Origin of the sequence: Phocaeicola vulgatus ATCC 8482 (genome assembly GCF_000012825.1) — a bacterium.
In the GTDB taxonomy this organism is placed as follows: domain Bacteria; phylum Bacteroidota; class Bacteroidia; order Bacteroidales; family Bacteroidaceae; genus Phocaeicola; species Phocaeicola vulgatus.
This window is the reverse complement of sequence record NC_009614.1, coordinates 3,447,224-3,468,395: the sequence shown is the minus strand read 5'-3', so window position 1 is coordinate 3,468,395 and position 21,172 is coordinate 3,447,224. Positions and strand designations below refer to the sequence as shown.

Sequence of the window (21,172 nt, the reverse complement as noted above, 5' to 3'; positions counted from 1 at the left end):
GATTATGCAGACCGATTTAATTATTATCAACGATTTTTGCGACCGTTGCCATGTGGACCCGTCGTTCATTATGGAACTGGAAGAAGACGGACTGATCGAAGTCCGGGTGATTGACGAGGAACGCTACCTCCCCACATCCCAACTAGCGGAACTGGAGCGTTACACGCATTTATATTATGACTTGTCCATCAATATTGCAGGAATCGACGCCATCCACCACATGCTGGAACGTATAGAACTTCTGCAACAGGAAGTGCGTTCATTGAGAAACGAACTGGAATTCTACCGCTAAAATCCGTGTCCGGAGAGGGAAAGCGAAAACTGCACCCACTTCTCTTTCCGGCACTGTTCATTTACTTTTATATTTCTGTTTTTACCGTTGTTTCTATACGATAAGCAGGAGTGCCGAACCGATCATCACCGATTCTCTTCTCATTATTATATATACCAAGAAAAAGTAATGGGCTGTTCCGCTCTTTCTTCGTTTTTCCATTTATTTTCTTACTTTTTTCCGCTTTATTATCCTACGTTTAACCTAAAATCACTATCTTTGTAGACTTAAAAGCAGCCGGCCGGTCTGCCGCTGACGCCGTAAGGCGAAAGAGGAAAGTCCGGGCAACGCAGAGCATCCTACTTCCTAACAGAAAGCTATCTGCAAAGGTGGAGTAACGTAGAAGAAAACAACCGCCACAATTCCTACGGGAAACGGGGTAAGGGTGAGAAGGTGGGGTAAGAGCCCACCAGCCGCATGGTGACATGACGGGCTGTACGTCTTAGGAGTTGTAAGGTCATGTAAACCGACATTATGAGGGTTGCTCGCCCCACGTCGGAGGGTAGACCGCTAGAGCCTGTTGGTGACAACAGGCGTAGATAAATGGCAGGCACTTCGCCGCAAGGCGAGGAACAGAACCCGGCTTACAGGCCGGCTGCTTTTTTTTCATATATCCTAATGAAGAGCTTATGAGTACCATGAACAAGGAAAAACTGAAAGGTCTGCAATCGTTTCTCAAAGATGATATATGGCGGGTGACAGAAGACGAGGTTAGCAAATCCCGAGGAATACTCTATAATGCAATAAAAATCGCTACTCTTTCTGTTCGTGAATTCACTCAGGGACGTATTTTGAATAAAGCATCCGCACTGACATACAGCACCCTGCTTTCTATCATTCCCATTCTGGCCATTTTATTCGCCATCGCACGCGGTTTCGGCTTCTCCAACCTGCTGGAAACCCAGTTCCGTAGCGGTCTTGAAGGACAGAGTGCGGCTGCCGAAACCATTCTTGGCCTGATTGACTCCTATCTGGTGCACGCCAAAAGCGGAATTTTTATCGGAGTGGGTCTGGTGATGTTGTTCTGGACCATTCTGAGCCTGACCTATAACATAGAACGTACCTTCAATTATATATGGCAAGTGAAGAAGCCCCGTACACTGTATCGCAAAATGACGGATTATTTCTCCATCCTGCTCTTACTGCCCCTACTTATCGTACTTTCCAGCGGTCTTACCATCTTTATGTCCACCATGGTGAAAAACATGGAGGACTTCGTATTACTGGCACCCCTGATGAAATTTCTGGTACGCCTGATCCCTTTCATCCTGACTTGGGCCATGTTTACGGGACTGTTCGTCTTTATGCCCAATACTAAAGTGAAACTGAAGTATGCCATCATTCCGGGTATCATCGCAGGCACAGCCTTTCAGGCTTTTCAATACTTGTATATCGGCAGTCAGATATGGGTATCAAGGTACAATGCAATCTATGGTAGCTTCGCCGCCATTCCTATGTTCTTGTTATGGGCGCAGATTTCATGGGGAATCTGCCTGTATGGCGCAGAACTTTGCTATGTGGCACAGAATCTTCGCAACTACAGTTTCAGCAAAGAAACGGCAAATATCAGCCGCCGTTATCACGACTTTCTGTGTATCCTCATCATGTCTCTGATATGCAAGCGCTTTGAGACGGAAGAGGCTCCTTATACCGCCGAGACACTCAGCGACGAACATAAAATCCCGATAAGGCTCACCAAGAAAATCCTGTATGAACTACAGGACATGCACATGATTTATGAAACTGCTATGGACGGTGACGATGAAAGCATAGGCTATTTGCCGTCAGTAGATATCAACCGGATGAACGTGGCTATGCTGCTGAACAGACTGGACATAGCCGGAACGGAAGCCTTCAAAATAGACAAAAAGCGATACAGCAGTTCTTGGGAGGCGCTGGCAAATGCCCGTGAAGAATATTATAAAAGCACCAGCAAGATATTGCTGAAAGATTTATAATTCTGATATTCGATTTTACCACAGATTGCACAGATTCTTTTTTGCTCAAAAGCCGATGCGGATAATTCCGGATTTCCACAAAGAAGTTTCTTTCATCTTCAACAATCATCTGTGCAACCTGCGGTAAAAGAATCAGGAGAACTGCATCATGCGGCTTAAATATTTGCCGATGATATCAAACTCTATATTCACAATGCTTCCCACTTTAAAAGTATGGAAATTGGTATGTTCGTAAGTATAAGGAATGATGGCAACCTGAAAAGTATCCTCCGTAGGGTTACAAACGGTCAGACTCACACCATTCACCGTAACCGAGCCTTTGTCCACCGTGATGTAGCCGCGCTTTGCCATTTCCTTGTCAAACGCATATCTGAAAGTAAAATACCAGCTCCCTTCAGCATCCTTTATATCCATACATTCGGCAGTCTGATCCACATGTCCTTGCACAATATGACCGTCCAGCCGCCCGTTCATCATCATGCTGCGTTCCACATTCACTTTATCTCCCACTTTCAGCAAGCCGATGTTGGAACGCTCTATCGTTTCTTTCATGGCGGTAACCGTGTACGTTCCATCCTGTAAACTGACTACAGTCAGGCACACACCGTTATGAGAGATACTCTGGTCTATTTTCAGTTCGTCCACAAACGAACATTTCAAGGTGAGGTGCAGATTTTCCTGCTCCTTTACAATACGCACCACCTCCGCATATTCTTCTACAATCCCTGAGAACATAAGTTTTAGTCTTTAATTAAGTTTCGAGAACAAAGATAGAACAAAAAACACAAATATTCGAAACTTACCGACGGTTAATGACAAATGACCGGCAATTCGTCGCTAACCTGCCTTTTTTACATATTCAGAACAAAAACAGAGTGCCCAATTCTTTTTTATTATATATTTGCACTTTATACTTTGCAAACTTATTAAAAACAAACCATGGACAGCACAAAGATTGTTGGTGAAAAAATAAAATCACTACGTGAAACAAAAGAAATCAGTGTGGCCGAACTGGCCGTACGCTCTGGCCTTGCCGAAGAACAAATAGAACGAATAGAGAATAATGTAGATCTTCCTTCATTGGCTCCCCTCATCAAGATAGCCCGCGCGTTAGGGGTACGTCTGGGCACTTTTCTGGACGACCAGGAAGAACAAGGAGCAGTAATCTGCCGGAAACAAGAGAGTGAGGATACTATCAGTTTCTCGAACAATGCAATGGACCTGCGTACACATATGCGCTACCACTCACTGTCAAAATCAAAAGCGGACAGGCATATGGAACCATTCATCGTAGACGTGGAACCGACGGAGGAAAGCCACTTCTCACTCTCCTCGCATGAAGGTGAAGAGTTTATCTATGTCATGGAAGGCGCCGTCGAAGTATGCCACGGTAAAAAATGCCATCTGATTAAAGCCGGAGACAGTATTTATTATGATTCTATCGTTCCGCACCACGTACACGGATATCAAGGACAAGCCGCCAAAATATTGGCTGTTATCTATACTCCTATTTGATTTATGATGGAATTAAGCACGAGAACCTTGGGTGACTGGCTTGAACATTGGGCCCTCACCACTCCCGATAAAGAATATATCGTATATTCCGACCGCAATCTGCGCTTCACCTGGAAACAATTTAACGAGCGTGTAGACCACATGGCCAAAGGACTGCTCGCCATCGGCGTGAAACGGGGAACCCATGTAGGAATCTGGGCGGGTAATGTGCCCGACTGGCTGACCTTTCTGTACGCTTGCGCCAAAATCGGCGCCGTGGCCGTAACAGTAAATACCAACTACAAACAGGCAGAACTGGAATACCTCTGCCAGAACTCGGACATGCACACGCTGTGTATCGTAAACGGAGACCGTGGCAATGACGACTATGTAAATATGGTCTACGCCATGCTGCCCGAACTAAAGACCAGCCAGCGCGGATATCTGAAGAGCAAACGTTTCCCCTGCATGAAGAACGTGATTTACATCGGCCCCGAAAAATACCGGGGTATGTACAACACCGCCGAAATTCTGCTTCTGGGATGCAACATAGACGATGACGAGCTGCTGGAAGCAAAAGCGAAGGTGAACTGCCACGACACGGTGAACATGCAGTACACTTCGGGCACAACCGGTTTCCCCAAAGGAGTCATGCTCACCCATTACAACATCAGCAACAACGGTTTCCTGACGGGTGAGCACATGAAATTCACTTCCGATGACAAACTATGTGTCTGTGTACCCCTGTTCCATTGCTTCGGAGTGGTATTAGCCACCATGAACTGCCTTACACACGGATGCACGCAGGTGATGGTGGAACGTTTTGACCCGCTGCTGGTACTTGCCTCCGTCCACAAGGAACGCTGCACGGCCTTGTACGGGGTTCCTACCATGTTCATTGCCGAGCTGAACCATCCCATGTTTGATATGTTCGATATGTCCAGTCTGCGCACCGGCATTATGGCAGGCTCACTCTGTCCGGTGGAACTGATGAAACGTGTGGAAGAGAAAATGTTTATGAAGGTCACCAGTGTATACGGGCTTACAGAAGCTTCTCCCGGCATGACAGCCTCCCGCATCGACGATTCGTTTGATGTACGCTGCAACACGGTGGGCCGTGATTTCGAGTTTACGGAAGTAAAAGTGATCGATCCGGAAACTGGCGAGGAATGTCCCATAGGCGTACAAGGCGAGATGTGCAACAAAGGGTATAACACCATGAAGGGGTATTACAAAAACCCCGAAGCAACCGCCGAAGTGATAGACCGGAACGGCTTTCTCCACTCAGGAGATCTGGGAGTGAAAGACGAAGAAGGTAATTATCGTATCACAGGACGGATAAAAGACATGATTATCCGTGGCGGAGAGAATATCTATCCACGGGAAATAGAAGAGTTCCTGTATCAGATGGAAGGAATAAAAGATGTACAGGTAGCCGGTATCCCCTCCAAGAAATACGGAGAAGCGGTAGGCGCATTCATTATCTTGCACGAAGGGGTGGAAATGAACGAATTCGATATACGTGACTTTTGCGACGGCAAGATAGCCCGTTACAAAATTCCTAAATATATCTTCTTTGTTGATGAGTTCCCCATGACGGGCAGCGGAAAGATACAGAAATTCAAGTTAAAGGATGTGGGATTGGAGTTATGCCGGAAGCAAGGCATCGAGATTATTTAATTCAGCCTGCCTCTTGCATTAAAAATGCAGAATTAAGTTACACAGTCACGGAGAGGAATACATTGCACGGATTCTTCTCTGTGGTTCTGTATCGGATATCGGAACCGGACAGCAGATGTACTCCTCACGTTACTCCATAAAAAAAGGAGCAACGCCTTGCTCCAACCTTTTGTTAACCTTAAATCTAATACTATGAAAAACACACATGCAAATATACACACTTTCCTGCTATCTGCAAATTTAAAGAAGCGTTAAGAAGAAATTATAGTATTGTTTAATAAAAGCAACAACTCCTTTAACATTTCAAGTTAAAGTGAATGGTTTCTTTTAACAAAACAAAAAGGCTGTCCCGTAAGGAACAACCTTTCTATATTTTTTATAGTAGACGCTTCTACTTCAGATGCAACTACTTCTCTCAAGCCGATTGCAATCTTCAACCTTTAATCTAATACTATGAAAAACACATTTATATAACACGGCGGCAACAAGAATTGTTCAACCGCAAGTCATTAATAAATGTTTAAATCCCTAACTATACCTTTTCTTCCTTTGGCAAGACCGAATGCCAAGGAATTCCGTCTACAGTAGAAAGGTCCTTGCCAGACTCTATCAAACCACTGATTACATAATCTCTGGCAGTAGGATTCTGGAACGGATACAATCCAAACTCGGGAAGAACAGAAACAAAATGTTCCATGATTTCCGCTTGGATAGATTCATAACTAGGCCAGTTCTTATTGGACGAGAAACAATAAATTTGTACGGGCAGGCCATTCTCCGTAGGAGCCAATGTGCGCACCATCAGCAACAGGTCCTTACTGATAAAAGGATGGCGCTTCAGATAGAGAGTCATATAAGCACGAAGCAGCCCTACATTCGTATCGATGGTTCCATTTACCAATCCGGCCGGATTGTCAGTATTCGCTACTTTTCCTTCAGCCGCCTGTTTCTGCTTTTCTGTGATAAAGTCGGCCAAATCAGCATCAAACTTCTTCATTTTCTCCAAAAATTCAGGAGTACAGGGTTGTATGTAATCCAGTTTCAATGCATACTCGCGCATAATACGCCGCCCGCCCGATTCAGTCATTCCACGCCAATTGATAAATGAACCGGAGACTAATGAATAAGGAGGTATAGTGACAATCGTATTATCGAAATTCTGAACCTTCACAATGTTCAGAGTGATATCCATCACCACCCCATTCACATTATTCTGCGGCATCTCAATCCAATCGCCGATATGCACCATATCATTCTCGGAAAGCAGTACCCCCGCCACAAAGCCAAGGATGGTATCTTTGAAAATCAACATCAGTACGGCAGCAAAAGCACCCAGTCCGGTAATCAGGTTGAGAGGCGACTTATTAATCAATATGGAAATGATGACAATGATGGCAACACACGAAAAAATCACTTGAAAGATCTGTATGAAACCTTTCATCGGACGATTCTGTAACTGCTCCTTGTTCATCAGCACATTACCTACCGAGTTTAACACGGCATTGACCGAAAACAACAAAGCGATAAAGAAATAAATCCAAGTGATTTTTTCACTGACAGTAAACCAAGTAGAACGATAGTCGAACGCAAACGGCAACAAAGCGGATATAATAAGCGGCGGAATGACCGCAGACATTTTCCGCAAGGCATTGTATTCTATCAACGAACTTAAAAAACTGATATTTTTATATTTCAACACCTTCCGTGTGAAACGCACAGATAAATAATGAAAAACAGCTCCTACAGCAAAAGCAATAACCACAATCAGGATCAAGAAAATAATCTCATCCAGTTCATTCAACCTATCGCGCGGGATGCCTATCCATGATAGAAAACTCTTAATCCAAGTCAATAAAATTCGGGCAAATTCGTTTGTACTCATAATTATCGTCTTTTTACTTATAGAACCATCTATAAAAACATTTGTTTAGCTGAGGGATGAAAAATCCTCCCCCAGCCTGTCCGGAAACGGTTTCCTGCTTTCCTTTTACTCTGTCATTCCAGCGTAACAAGACTCTTTCAAGGAATCGGCGAAGTAAACCAAGAAGTCAAACAAATCTATTTATCGAATATACCATCTTTCGCACTGGCTGTAGACGGCACCCCAACATAACCTCCCAAATTACAATTAGAAACCCCAATTGTCTTCGTATTCGAGAAACCAAGACCTATCCCTGCTTTATCCACATCCACGTTATCAAAAGTCACGTTATAAATAGGCTTCTCCTCTGTACCTTGAAGCACCAATGCAGCTACATTCACCTTTTTGCATTTCAAATCCTTTACATAAATATCATGCACCTCAGTAAAATGATGGTTATCCATCCCCTCGCCTGCATACATGGAAGTTACGCGTACAAAAAGGGTTAACATGACTTTTTAACCGGTTCAATCTTTCCGCTGCCATGAAGCCCAAAGGGCGGAGAAACTGAGAAAAAGTAATAGCCCGCCAGCGGAATTAAACAACAATGTATTGCATCTGTTCCTGTTGCATAAGCCTTTTCTCTTTCCAGGTTAAACCTTTTTATACGGATGTATTCTATCTCCATAAGCTTTGGAGTTATCTCCCAAGGCTATGGAGTTAACTCCAAAGGCTTGCGGAGATAGAACAAACAGGAAGAAAACCCTTAACTATCCAACGGGAAAGGTTTATAGATATGGACAAGATCTTTTCCATAGCCCCGCTTATAGATAAATCCTTTTTAAATATTTCCATAAAAAAAGCTGTACCCTCAGAAGATACAGCTTTTTTTATGTGATTCCGTTGCGATTCGAACGCAAGACCCACGCCTTAGAAGGGCGTTGCTCTATCCAGCTGAGCTACGGAACCATCCTTAATTGCGAGTGCAAAGGTACGGTTTTTATTGAAATTACCAAAAGAATCCGCAACTTTTTTGCATTAACAATCTATTTTTTTTCTATTCAGCATCCAAGCAAAAGGTAAATAGCAACAAATATGGAAAGCGTAAGACACTATATATGACTCTATTCCAACCCATTCCACCAAATTCGTATACATCAATGAAGAAAAGAACTGAACTATAAAAAAAAGCGCCACAAAGTAATCGGCAAAACGAGAAAAGAGACAGGACATACCTTTTATTATATCCTTATCATCCCGAAAACGTCCCGATGCATAACCGAAAGCCATACCCGACAATCCCACACCAAACGAAATGAGATAATAAATCCCTTTTTGAAACGGAGAGTTCGTGAGAGATCCCGTCACGCTACGCAACATAGTCCATGGAGCAAAAGTGGTGCAAATAATCATTATGATATAAACAAGCAGTATACAACCTGCCAATATCAACGCACGTTTTTCCTTACGGGAAATGGGCTTTCCTCTTTTCACTATCCTCCCCAACGTACCCCATACCCCGGAATGAACCGTAATGCCGAACCCTAAAAAAAGCATCATTACTATGCCCAATGCCGGTGTCTGGACAAAATTCCCCATAGCATGCCTCAATTCCCACCGGATTCCTTCGGGACTGAGCAGGCTTTGCACCTTCCCCAGCCCATAAATACTTCCTATCCATGAGAACAAGGCTACAGCTACCGTCAGCAGAAAAAACACAGTAGCGGTATGAGGAAAATAATATTTACTCTTCATCCGGTTCCAAATTATCAATGTCAAGAATCCGCAACTCGAAAGCACGGGTCACCAATCGACAGGCATTGACACCACTTCTTTCATCCAATGTGAACAAACGGTTTATCAATTCATTCTGACGCTTCTCTATGGATTTGACCCCGAAAGGCATCCCTTTCAGATTAGTAATCATTTCTTTGGTATACCCCAAGGCCAGATGGCGAAGCAAACGCTCATCATATTCATCAATATCATAATTAATGACAGCTTCCTGCCTGCGCTGTTCCTGAGCCACCGACTGCTTGAAACGTGCCACTATTTTCTCCAGAATGGGATAATTGAAAACCAGTTTCTTGCCATCCATCACCGCCTGTACATCTGTGGCAGTCAGCAACTCTCCCGTCTTCAGGATTATACCATCCGCACCCGCATTCAGCGCATCCACCCATAACTTTTCGTTCAATACCTCACCAGTAAAAATCAGCACCTTCATATCCGGATAGTTCTTCCGTAAAGAAGAACAGATTTCCACACCGATGGTAGTCGATCCCCCCAAGCCCAAGTCCAATAAAACCATATCGGGCAACTGCACTTTCAGCAATTCCCAAAACTCATTCTCAGTCATAGCCGTTCCGATGACTTCCGCATTCGGAATTTCGTGTCTGAATATCTCTTCCGTTCCTTTTAATTCCAGTTTGACATCCTCTACAATGATGACTTTAAATCTATTATTCTCCATAATATGCATTGTTTTTTTACATTCTACATTCAACGGGCAGGCAGGGTGAACCATACGGTGAACCCTCCTTCAGCGGCAGGCTGCGCATTGATACGGCAACCGCGTCTTCCGGCAAATTCATCATGGTCACGAATCACCTGCTTACAAATAAGGTATTCCGTACCGGTCAGAACTCCTTCCTGCCCCTGCTTCATACGAGACAGATGCGGGTAGAACAACAAGTTCAACTCCTCCTGCGACTTTTCGCGACGCGTATCGCGGAAATCAAACCGCACAAAATCCTTATCCTTATAAATACACAATTCCAAAATACCATCCACCTCGTATGATAGCGCTTCATCTATTAAATTCTCCAACATAAACTTCAGCTGAATGACATCTCCCAATACGGAAACATGTTCCACCTCCGTCCTCAGTTCTACCCGATGCGGCATACGTTTTCCAGCACGTTTTATATACCGTACCGCATAATCGGCCAGTTCGCCGGCTTTCACAACACCTCTGCGGAAAGTAATTTCTTCCAACTGACGTGCGGCGCATGAACTCAGCAAAGTAAATATATCCTTATAATAACTGATCAACTCACCAATCGTTTCTACTTGCACAGCTTCGTTTTCTCCAGCCTGACGGGTGTTCAACCTGTCGATAATCTGTTTTATCCGGTTAGGATAATAGATTGTCTCATGCTTAATGGTTGACAAGCAATTGTCCAATACCAGATTTTGCACATGCAACTGGTTTTCCTCCCGTATGGCTCGGCGCGCATCATCCTGCGCACTTTCTATATCCCGATATTTCTGCGCCATCAGTACCACTGCATTATATACAATGATGGCTACATATCCGGCCACAAGCTCCAGCATCAAGCGGTCGTCCTCACGCTCCACAGGCAAAGCGATTTTCAATGCCAGCACACCCGTGCAACGATTCTCGTTACCTGCTTCCACCCACAAGGGCAAACATTTTACCCTATCTTTCTCACGCCAATAAGGTGTCTTCGCGTCAAAACTACGAGCCATCATCTCACGCATTTCTTCATTCTCATCCTCCACCGGTGAAAAAGCATAATTCAAGCTGTGGTTGTCTTCACTATAAACCGCTACGCCCAACACATCAACGGGCAGCAACTCATTTACCGTTTCAAACATATCCTTGACCAGACTTGCAGCAATATCCCGGTCGGCTCTTCCGTCAAGCAAAGAGGCCGAAAACACCTGCTTGTTGATTTCCAACACCTGTTCCAAGTTATAACGATAAATCAAACGGTGGCGGAAATACAGAATATAATATCCCACCAGCAATACCAACAAAATAACCACACAAAGAATGATAGCCACCGTCTTATTATTGGCAGAAAGCTGCATCTGGCGGCAATATTGCTCCAATGAGGTGTCCTCACTGATCTGTTTGTACAGCGCCGTATAAGCATTATTGTTATAACGATAAGCCTCCAGATTACCTAAAGCCAAAAAGGCGACTGCTGCCTCGTTGCGAACATCCAGCAAGGCATAGTAATCGGTATCAAAATGCCGGTTGAACCAATCTAAATCCGCTGCTACCCCCTCTCCTTCCAATTCCAACAAAGGCCCTTTGCTGCCCGAATACATAATATAATGCTTATTCAAACAATATAGAGCACTGTCCGCATAACACAATGCCTGTTGATATAATCCATCAATGTTACAATTGTAAACATCGTATGCATATTCATTCGCAACAGCCAATAATTTATCATATCGCTGAATGGAATCATTGACAGTGAGCTGTTCAGCTTTCCCATCTTTCTCCCTCCCCTCATTACATCCTGCCAGGACAGGAAGAAAAGCGACCAACACCAACATCAACGTTTTGCGCACTCCTTTGGGCAAACGGAAATAGAAACGGCTGCCTTTCCCCAATTCACTTTCTATCCGGAACAGGCAGACCCGGAATATCTCATTGGTCTTCTTATATTTATCAATAATGCCTTTGCAATTCATCAAACCGAAACCGTGACCTTTATTCTTCTGCAATTCGCTGACATTTTCGCTGGTCTGCAATCCGATTTTACCCGAATCATAAACTTTCTCACTCAGAATACGCTCCACATCTTCCTGTGAAAGTCCCGGACCGTCATCTTTCACCGAAATCTCCACGTAAGATTCCGTTTCCTGCGCATAAACAGAAACATTTCCTCCCGGCTGCGTATATTTACGGGCGTTTTCCGTCAATGTATTTATCATGAAAAGCGTCAGAGCCTTATCCGCTTTCACAATGGCGGCAGTCGGCTCTATGGTCAGAGTCTGTTGTTTCATCTCGAAAGTCTTACGCCCTTTTACCAGTACATCAAAAAGGGAATTCAACTCAAAATTCTCTATATTCAAACTCAGTGTCCCCTGCCGCATCTTAATCCATAAGGCCAAAATATCATTATACTCATTGATACGGGTAATCAGTTCGTCGATATAACGGTATTTGCTTTCTTTTATTTCTTCGTTCTGAATGTAGTTGTGTGCGGTTAGTTTATGCACTTCATTCATGATTCGGTCTATATAAGGCATAATGCCTGTGACAATAAACAGACAGGCTTTCTTCACCAGATTCTGCCGTTTATTCTCCGCCAAATGCTGTTCATGGACATATTGCTCCTTTTCCAGCCGTTTCCGTTCATCGCCCAACGAAATAAAAGCCAGTCCATTCTCCAGTGTCCACGAAATGTAAGGTGTAATGACCCTCATCAGTGCTTTATCATCTTTCTTCATTTTGTGCTCCGAATACAGGTGCACCTCGCCCAAAGGTTGTTCCCTGCCCGGAATATTCAAGATAAAACTTGTACAAATCCCTTGCCCCGGCACCTCATTCCCCTCTCCATTTTCAGCCACAATACGGAAGTCCGTCGCTCCCACCAACGAAAGGATATCCTCTTTCACCGAGGCAACTACCGCTTTTGTCACATCCTCTATCTCCCCCGCATCAATGGGTACGGAAGCCGTTATCTTACGGCATATTTCCAAAGTACGTTTCAACTTATCAATATAAAGAGCATTCCGCACACGCCATCTTTTATTCAATATCCAAAATAGAATGATAAGGACAACGATACCAATCACCACTACCACCAGAAGTCCGTTCAAGGCTTCCGATTCCTTCTCCAACGCATTATAACGACTCTCCAATTCTTTGTCCTGGCGGGTGTAGTCCAAAATATCCAGATAAATATTACGATTATAATCCGACTGGGGTTTCATTCCTAACGCTGCATATGTTACACTCAATTGTTCACGGAAACGGGCAATCCATTCGGGAACACTTTTTATACCATCGTCATTAATCCATTCCAGTTCAATGGAAGTGGTAGCCATGGGAACATACGGACGTAGCCTGTCCATGGTATCCGTACAATGGTAATATTTCTCGTGATGCCGATTGACGTACCCCAATGCTTCCGACAAGTAATGCAGCGCGTCTTCATACCTGCCTTGCTCGTTGCTGCACGACGCCAAAGTGCGGTATGTACCCGAAATCTGATACAAATCTCCATATTTTTTGAACAAATCCAAAGCCTGCCAGGCAAAACGCATGGTCAATTCCTCCCACGACAAGTCCTCGCTATTGATGGCACGCATCACATTGGGACGCCTTTCCATTATCAAATCGAAATTTTTCCTCTCTTTCAGCAATTCTGCCATTGCCTGAGATGCATTCGCCTCGAAATAGACATACCCGTATTCCCTGCTGATACCCAGACATTCTATCAGATAGTTAAACTCACCCAATACCACATCCTGCGGTGTATCCGCTTCATACATACCGCCAGACCCTTTCATATAATAATAATAGAGCAATTGGGCAGTATCACTTTCCAGCGCCTCGTCTACTTTTATTTCATTAATCGCCTCCAAAGACTGCTGTTCCTGCTGCAAATAATAGTAATAGATGGCAGAAGCAATGAAAAACTCGGAACGGGCATAATTAAGCCGCTCCAGCTCTCCGGGATCGGTTATAGCAGAACGGTCATCACTGATACGCTTCATACGCCGTAACGCACTGTTACGATAATCATAGAACTCCTTGTTCATGGCGGTACGCTGACAAATTTTCATCATACCGATATCTGCTATCAAACATTCCAATTCATTGTTTGATTCCTCATATACGCGAAGAAAAAGATCTTCGGCTTTTTCAAAGTCCATGTGGATAAAGGCGCAGAAACCCTGATTATTCAATGCCCCGGCACGCAGGGAGGGGAATCCATCCGCCAGTTTGTAGGCGTCATGCGCCGCTTTACACGCTGTGTCCAAATTTTTATAGCGCATACGATAAGAAAGCAAGTTCAAAGAATCCGCCTGACGGTATATAGCCATATCCTTCTTCTTTTCACAAGAAAAGAAAGTCCCTGCTATAATCAATAAAACCGCCCATACAGGCAATAGACACATATTCTTCATAAACATCCCTTCTCCTTTAGGTTAACCACCCACCAATAAAAATACAAAAATATCAATTATCCCCCGAAATAAAAGCAAAACCTGGTAGAAAATAAGAAAGCCACCCCGAAGGATGGCTTATAAAAATCTTTAAAAGACGAATGAAGGATTATTTAGAAGCTTCCAAAGATGCTTTTCTAAATTCTTTCATCAGTTTTTCCAATTCCAATGATGCTTTACGTGCGCGTGTTCCTGCAGCTTTGTTACCTTTTTCAATCTGCAATGCTGCATCAGACATAAAAGCTTCGTTCAATTCTTTGATTTTAGCAATTAATTCGTTCATGTTCTTTTTTTTATAAATTATAAAACGGTTCAAATTAAATTCTTTTTTGGCAATAAATCTCCTATCCATCTCTTTTTTTACGATTTTTCAACAGTTGATCCTCGTTTACAGGGTATTTCAATCCATAACAGGCAATATTAAAACGCCCTCTTGAATTTACAAACGATTATCAGCTGAAAATATAAACAATCACTCCGGTTATCAACACATACGCCAATGCATATGGAATGGCGGATTTTAGGATTTCTCCTTCTTTTCCCTGTTGGTTTCCGGCAGAAGTGGCAATAGCGATACTTTGCGGAGAAATTATTTTTCCACCTGTCGCCCCCACCGTATTGGCTGCCGACAACCAGTCGGGACTTACTTGAATATGCCCGGCCACATTAGCCTGTAATTTGCCGAACAAAATATTTGAAGAAGTGTCACTGCCCGTAATAAAGGTACCCAGGCAACCTATAACAGGGGCAAACAACGGATAAAGACTTCCTGTAGCAACTGCCAAAGCAGTGGCTATAACTGAAATCATACCTGCCGTATCCATGATAGTGGACAAACTCACCAGACAAATTACCGTGATAAAAGTTTTCTTTAACTGCTTTACCGTATTCCAGAGTACAGCAAACAGCTCCCATATCTTGGCTCCCTGTATCAGCCCGCCGACAAACGTGCCTACAAAAAGTAAAACTCCCGCATGGGTCAGCCAAGAAACCGTATAATTCATAGTTGAATCATTAATCGGAAGACTGATACGGGTCACCCAATTATTTTCAAGTGTTGTACGTAAACCGGGAAACAACGGACTAGTCAGAACAATCAAGAACAAGATAAGAAGATAGATACTCCACGCGTTCAGTACCTCTAGCCCTTTCAATGTGCTTTTCCTTGCTTTTTCCTCTTTAGAAGCAGTCAGTTTGCCATAGGCTACAATAACAATGATAGATAAAATACTTCCAATAATAGCCGGAGACTCCGCCCCCATATAGCGGGCGGCAATATACTGGCTGCCTAATGAGACACCACCGACCAACAAAGACAGGAAAATATTTTTAGGTAAGGATTTTAATTTCGAATCGGTCAGGAACAGCAATACGAAAGGAATGAGAAACATCAGTACCGAAAGCTGCAACACGACATTGGCGCTTAGCACCAATACATCCAGATTCGTTTCTTTCGCCAATACCAAGACCGGTGTACCAATAGCCCCAAAAGCAGTAGCCACACTATTGGCAATCAAACTGACTGTTGCCGAAAAGACCGGTTTGAATCCGAGACTGACAAGAATCGCCGCCGGTATAGCCACTGCCGTACCAAATCCTGCCATAGCTTCAAGCAAGCCGCCAAATCCCCATGTCAACAGCAATACCTGAATACTTTTATCGGTAGAAATAGAAGAAAACTGTTGCTTGATAATCTCCATTTTTTCAGTCTTCAATAAAACATTATAGCTGAATATCGCCATCAAAATAATAATCAGAATAGGAGAAACAGCTTTCAATGCACCATACAGAAAAGAAGACAGCAAATCGTTTACCGGAAAATGAAAGCCGAAAAAAGCAATCAGCATAGTAACGACAAGGGAAATCACACTACTTTTGTCACCGGACATTTTAAAAAACGCCATCAGGATAATTAATAGCAATACCGGAATAATAGCAAGGACTAGATTCATAACCATTGTATTTAAGTTAAAGAAACGGTATCCATAAACTCTTAAATTAAGCCTTTGAAACCCCACTTCCGCAAAAATTCTTTTTTTAATAACAAAAAAGAATCCTATTTGGATTAATGATCTATCCTTTTTTATCAGTAAAAATAAAGTAATGCCAGAAGCATGTATAATGTATCTTTACACAAACCTCCGGCATACACTTCTTATCCATATATTGATTTTATATTGTAGTAATATTCCTTATTCTATTAATATATCTTATTAAATTCCAGCTAATGCCTGATCCAAATCGGCCAGCAAATCATCTATATGTTCCGTACCTATTGATAAACGCACTGTCCCCGGATAAATACCCTGTTCCGCCAATTCTTCCGCATTCAACTGGGAGTGAGTGGTACTGGCAGGATGGATAACCAATGACTTCACATCGGCGACATTGGCCAATAAAGAAAAGATTTCCAAACTATCGATGAAACGATGTGCTTCTTCCTGACCACCTTTCACTTCGATAGTGAAAATAGAACTAGCTCCATTGGGGAAATAACGCTGATACAGAGCATGGTCAGGATGTTCCGGCAAGGAAGGGTGATTTACTTTCTTGATCTTCGGATGATTTTTCAAATGCTCCACCACTTTCAACGCATTCTCTACATGACGTTCCACACGCAATGAAAGTGTCTCCAATCCCTGCAACAGAATAAAAGCATTAAACGGACTGATAGTTGCACCGGTATCACGCAATAAAATAGCACGAATACGGACAGCATAAGCAGCCGGACCTGCCGCCTCTACAAAACGCACCCCATGATAGCAAGGATCCGATTCTGTCAGTTGAGGGAATTTACCTGATGCCACCCAGTCAAATTTACCTGAATCAACAATCACGCCACCCAGTGAAGTTCCATGGCCACCAATAAATTTTGTAGCGGAATGTACCACAATATCTGCTCCGTGCTCGATGGGACGAATCAGATAAGGAGTACCAAAAGTGTTATCAATAATCAAAGGTATGTGATGGCGATGTGCTATTTCCGCCACAGCCTCTATATCTATAATATTCGAATTAGGATTCCCCAAAGTCTCGATAAACACCGCCTTTGTATTCTCCTGAATAGCTTTCTCAAAATTAGAAAGATCACCAGGGTCCACAAATGTAGCAGTCACACCATAAGTCGGCAACGTATGCGCCAGCAGGTTATAAGTACCTCCGTAAATAGTCTTTGCAGCTACAACATGATCACCTGCACGAGTAATGTTCTGAAACGCATAAGTAATGGCAGCAGCCCCGGAAGCTACCGCAAGTCCTGCCACTCCCCCTTCCAATGCAGCCACACGTTGTTCAAAAACACCTTGTGTGGAATTAGTCAGACGCCCATAAATATTACCCGGATCTTGTAAACCAAAACGTGCGGCTGCATGTGCCGAGTTATGAAATACATAAGATGTAGTCTGATAAATAGGAACTGCACGAGCATCCGTAGCCGGGTCTGGCTGTTCCTGTCCTACGTGAAGTTGTAATGTTTCGAAATGTAATTTTTTTGTAGCCATAATCTTTATCTTTTTAAAGTTATATATTTCTGTTTTTACCTGTTGCAAAGGTATTAAAGGCAGTTATATCAAACAAGATATACTAAAAATAAAGAAAATAGAGCTACAATTATCACTATTTATAGAACAAATATTCTATTTACAAACGGATTATTACCTCCTGGAAGAAAATTATTCTTTGGCGACATCTAACAAAATAAAGTGACGGCCGATTCACATCGACCGCCACCAGACAATTAATACACACAATACGATTAATACAAAAAATCACTCATGATCATGTTCCGTTTCAGTACCTCCATCCGCACTCAAGACAATATTACGAGCCACTTCTGTCTGATTGCCCGCCGCATCGGTACACCATACCATCAGATGATAATCTCCGGGAGCAGCATCGGCCGGAATAACAATATCATGATGATGTACTTTTGTATTCTTCAAACCGGAAACATCATATACCTTGTCAAAAGTAAAAGCTGTGTTTTTCTCTCCGGCTGCCCGGGAATCATGTCCGTGGTGGTCAAAATTATTATGAATATTGATTTTATACGATCTCAACATCACATCATCTGACAGATTCATTTCAAAATGTACCCCTTTCCCATTACCAATTTTCAACACCGCTCCCTCTTCGGGTTCTATCAAATCGATCACGGGCTTTGTTACATCCCCTTTTTCATCATTATCACACGCAGGCAGACAAACAGAGCATATAGCCAAAAAGCTGATTACAAGAAAATAAAATTTTGTTTTCATTTTAATAATTGTTTAAATGGTACTTTAATCGAAATCTGAAAGCTTCTTCCCGGTTCAGGGATTTCCACTTTCCTATAAAAACTCAAATGATTGTAATATTTCACATCCGACAAATTACGAATGCCCAAAGATATTTCAATATCCGCCTTGGCCATAGGTATATGAATACTTCCACCCAGATGAATCAAACAAGCTCCGGGTGTGCGGTCTTCATTCCTCGCTATACGGTTCTGCGAAGCTATACTTTGAAGTTCAGCATACAACTGAAAATCCTTTTTATTCCATGTCAGAATATTACGCATGGATACAGGAGGTGAAAAACTTAAAGCCGTATGTTCGTCACGATTATAAGTATAGACATACTCACCGACTAAACGATAATTAAAATGGCGTAGAAAATCCATATTGAAATTTATCTCACCACCCATGAACAAAGCACGTGCGCCACTATATTGATAAATCTGTCCAGCATGGGGCAATACAGACCATTCTCCCATAGGGCGCAAATAAATATAATTATCAAACCAACTGGCAAAAGATGAAACAACCAGTTCCATTTTTTTATAAGCCAAGGTATAGGAAGCATCAATCTGCCATCCTTGTTCCGAAGAAAGAGTGGCATCCCCTTTTTCATGACGGAAAGTTCCGTGATGCACTCCGTTGGATGCTAATTCATTGACTCCCGGCAAACGGAAGCTACGTCCCACATTCATCTTCAGAAGATGACCGGCAGCGGGTGTCCACACTACTCCCGCCGAACAGGAATAATTACCATAAGCCCTGTCCACCGGATAACTTCGCCAACGATATGCCTGTATTACCTCTTCTTCATATCCCTGTCTGTGCAGATACTCCACCAAATAAGGATCTTCGAATGCCGCTATATCAATCCTTCCCCGATCATAACGTATCCCACCAGTTACAGACAACTGATTATCCAATCGGAAAGTCGTCAGCCAAAAAGCTCCGGTAGTAAAACGCTTGTATTCCGGTAGCAGAAAAGAATATCCGCCAATCGCATTTTTCTGTATCTGCATATTCCACCCTGCCATATGCTCCCAGGAAGAAGAGCTGGACAACCGCAGCTTCAGAGAGGAGCTGAATGTATGCAGTTTGAACACCAGTTCCCTATCCGGATCCTTTGCAGGCATCATCTGAGTGTCATAATGGGTATGGAAAGCACTCCATTCCTCCCGATGATTGAACTGATAGCCGAAATCACCTGAAAGTTGTATCCCATTCCAAAGATACTGTTGATGCGTGGTTACTTTAAGATGGTTCACTTTGCTATAAGGCAATTCAATATTACGGCTGTTCTCATCATCCTCCAAACGGGAAATATCAGGAATGCCATGAGCACCGAGAAAGAAGCCCATCTTCTGATAAACATTGCTCACAGCAATATTCATCTGATAAAACTTCTTTCTATAATCTCCCATGACAGAAACATTGCGCTCGAACCCAGCGGTGTTTTTCAGCTTACGACCGTAAACAGGCACCAACTGGGTAAGATATACAATGGTATCGACCGGTACATGATAATCTCCATAGTGCTGTTCTGAAAAACGTACTCTGACCAGCCATGCATTCTTCTCAATACCTAGCATCAGTGAACCGCCCACAGTGCCGTTCACTGATTTTCCCAATAAGGCAGCCTCACCAAAAAATCGGTTCTCTTTTTGTGGAAGCAAAGGAAGGATTTCGATGACACCTCCCATCGCATCACTGCCGTAGAGCAGTGAAGACGGACCTTTCAGAATCCGTACCTCGTCTACATTAAAAGCATCAATTTCCAGTCCATGGTCGGCCCCCCATTGTTGCCCCTCTTGTTTTATTCCATTTTCGGATACGGCAATACGGTTGAATCCCAAACCACGAATCATAGGTTTGGAGAATCCCGCACCAATATCCATCGAGTGTACACCGGGAACATTTTTCAAAGTCTGTACCAAATTACCGGTAAAATGCCGGTTCAAATAATCTTTCTGAAACAACTCGAGTGTCAGGGTAGTCTTTTTCTCCTGAGCATGTCGGTAAGATCCAGTCACCACCACTTCGGATAAATCCACACTTTTAATCGTATCAGAAACTACCTGTGCATTTGAAAACAAGGTAAAAAACATTCCCAGCGTACCCGAAACATATCTGATACGCATAAATTACAATCATTTGATGTTGTGAATAAATAAAAGATACTATGTGAATCAGCAAACGGGAGGTGCACGCAGATAATAAGGATAAGATTTAACCTGGCAAACCTTATCCACTGTTATTTTCGGCTGATAATCAAAAACCGGAAGAACAATATGAAGTTGTAATGTTTCAACTTGTGTAAAAGGTGAAAGTGTGAAATTGCACACGGGACACTGATGAGAGGAATCATGAGAATTCCCACTATCAGAATGGCAAACGGCATCTTCTTCATGGTGGTGAAAAGTCTTCACCATGAAAAATGGCATAAGCGTCATTAACAACAGCCATGCTATAAAAATCCTGCCTTTTGCGTTTTCTCTCATTTTTGTGTTCAGTAAGACCACTACAAAAATAGAAACAAATAACAAACTCACAATAACATTTTATATTTATTATTAGTTTCATCCACTTTTTACCTACAAATGGGTATGTATACAAAACCGAGGTAACTTCCCAGTCA

General features: G+C 42.9%; 16 protein-coding genes, 1 tRNA gene and 1 other RNA gene. 5 read left to right on the top strand and 13 right to left on the bottom strand.

The window, feature by feature from the left end; genetic code table 11:
* Nucleotides 1-4: 4 nt before the first annotated feature.
* The 3 genes from BVU_RS13700 (at nucleotide 5) to BVU_RS13695 (ending at nucleotide 2,289) form a co-directional block, all read left to right on the top strand.
* Nucleotides 5-292 carry a chaperone modulator CbpM gene (locus BVU_RS13700; protein ID WP_005843833.1) on the top strand — a complete coding sequence of 96 codons (288 nt, stop codon included), beginning with the start codon at nucleotides 5-7 and terminating at the stop codon, nucleotides 290-292.
* A gap of 272 nt (nucleotides 293-564) precedes the next feature.
* Nucleotides 565-934: RNase P RNA component class A (gene rnpB / locus BVU_RS21110), an RNA gene on the top strand.
* Between the two features lie 26 nt (nucleotides 935-960).
* Nucleotides 961-2,289 carry a YihY/virulence factor BrkB family protein gene (locus BVU_RS13695; protein WP_005843831.1) on the top strand — a complete coding sequence of 443 codons (1,329 nt, stop codon included), beginning with the start codon at nucleotides 961-963 and terminating at the stop codon, nucleotides 2,287-2,289.
* 132 nt (nucleotides 2,290-2,421) lie between these two features.
* Here BVU_RS13695 and BVU_RS13690 read toward each other — a convergent pair whose 3' ends face one another.
* Nucleotides 2,422-3,024: a riboflavin synthase gene (locus BVU_RS13690; protein ID WP_005843829.1), complete on the bottom strand. Its 603-nt coding sequence runs from the start codon at nucleotides 3,022-3,024 to the stop codon at nucleotides 2,422-2,424.
* Between the two features lie 204 nt (nucleotides 3,025-3,228).
* Between BVU_RS13690 and BVU_RS13685 the strand changes: the two genes are divergently transcribed.
* A complete protein-coding gene (locus BVU_RS13685) occupies nucleotides 3,229-3,804 on the top strand; it encodes a helix-turn-helix domain-containing protein (RefSeq protein ID WP_005843827.1) in 576 nt (191 codons plus the stop codon).
* A 6-nt stretch (nucleotides 3,805-3,810) separates the two neighbouring features.
* Nucleotides 3,811-5,463, top strand: coding sequence for an AMP-binding protein (locus BVU_RS13680; RefSeq protein WP_032934748.1), 1,653 nt, complete (start codon nucleotides 3,811-3,813; stop codon nucleotides 5,461-5,463).
* Between the two features lie 532 nt (nucleotides 5,464-5,995).
* On the opposite strand, the gene BVU_RS13675 is transcribed toward BVU_RS13680, so the two are convergent.
* The 12 genes from BVU_RS13675 to BVU_RS13615 all read right to left on the bottom strand — a co-directional run bounded on the left by BVU_RS13675 (nucleotide 5,996) and on the right by BVU_RS13615 (nucleotide 21,086).
* Nucleotides 5,996-7,345 carry a mechanosensitive ion channel family protein gene (locus BVU_RS13675; RefSeq protein ID WP_005843823.1) on the bottom strand — a complete coding sequence of 450 codons (1,350 nt, stop codon included), beginning with the start codon at nucleotides 7,343-7,345 and terminating at the stop codon, nucleotides 5,996-5,998.
* A 176-nt stretch (nucleotides 7,346-7,521) separates the two neighbouring features.
* On the bottom strand, nucleotides 7,522-7,836 hold the full coding sequence (locus tag BVU_RS21710; RefSeq protein ID WP_016270339.1) for a hypothetical protein: 315 nt from the start codon (nucleotides 7,834-7,836) through the stop codon (nucleotides 7,522-7,524).
* A 383-nt stretch (nucleotides 7,837-8,219) separates the two neighbouring features.
* Nucleotides 8,220-8,293: transfer RNA gene (locus BVU_RS13660), tRNA-Arg, on the bottom strand.
* A gap of 69 nt (nucleotides 8,294-8,362) precedes the next feature.
* Nucleotides 8,363-9,079: an AbgT family transporter gene (locus BVU_RS13655; protein ID WP_011965714.1), complete on the bottom strand. Its 717-nt coding sequence runs from the start codon at nucleotides 9,077-9,079 to the stop codon at nucleotides 8,363-8,365.
* Entirely contained in the window at nucleotides 9,069-9,797 is a 729-nt protein-coding gene (locus tag BVU_RS13650; protein WP_005843813.1) for a DUF5932 domain-containing protein, read from the bottom strand. Before BVU_RS13650 ends, BVU_RS13655 begins: the two co-directional genes overlap by 11 nt.
* A 29-nt stretch (nucleotides 9,798-9,826) precedes the next feature.
* A complete protein-coding gene (locus BVU_RS13645; RefSeq protein ID WP_011965713.1) occupies nucleotides 9,827-14,224 on the bottom strand; it encodes a DUF5113 domain-containing protein in 4,398 nt (1,465 codons plus the stop codon).
* Between the two features lie 148 nt (nucleotides 14,225-14,372).
* Nucleotides 14,373-14,546: a histone H1 gene (locus BVU_RS13640; protein ID WP_005843810.1), complete on the bottom strand. Its 174-nt coding sequence runs from the start codon at nucleotides 14,544-14,546 to the stop codon at nucleotides 14,373-14,375.
* Between the two features lie 169 nt (nucleotides 14,547-14,715).
* Entirely contained in the window at nucleotides 14,716-16,215 is a 1,500-nt protein-coding gene (locus BVU_RS13635; protein ID WP_016270256.1) for an L-lactate permease, read from the bottom strand.
* Between the two features lie 261 nt (nucleotides 16,216-16,476).
* Nucleotides 16,477-17,763, bottom strand: coding sequence for an O-acetylhomoserine aminocarboxypropyltransferase/cysteine synthase family protein (locus BVU_RS13630; RefSeq protein ID WP_011965711.1), 1,287 nt, complete (start codon nucleotides 17,761-17,763; stop codon nucleotides 16,477-16,479).
* A gap of 267 nt (nucleotides 17,764-18,030) precedes the next feature.
* A complete protein-coding gene (locus BVU_RS13625) occupies nucleotides 18,031-18,519 on the bottom strand; it encodes a DUF4625 domain-containing protein (protein ID WP_011965710.1) in 489 nt (162 codons plus the stop codon).
* A complete protein-coding gene (locus BVU_RS13620; protein WP_011965709.1) occupies nucleotides 18,516-20,675 on the bottom strand; it encodes a TonB-dependent receptor in 2,160 nt (719 codons plus the stop codon). The genes BVU_RS13625 and BVU_RS13620 overlap by 4 nt, the downstream gene beginning before the upstream one ends.
* 48 nt (nucleotides 20,676-20,723) lie before the next feature.
* Nucleotides 20,724-21,086: a hypothetical protein gene (locus BVU_RS13615; RefSeq protein WP_011965708.1), complete on the bottom strand. Its 363-nt coding sequence runs from the start codon at nucleotides 21,084-21,086 to the stop codon at nucleotides 20,724-20,726.
* Nucleotides 21,087-21,172: the final 86 nt, after the last annotated feature.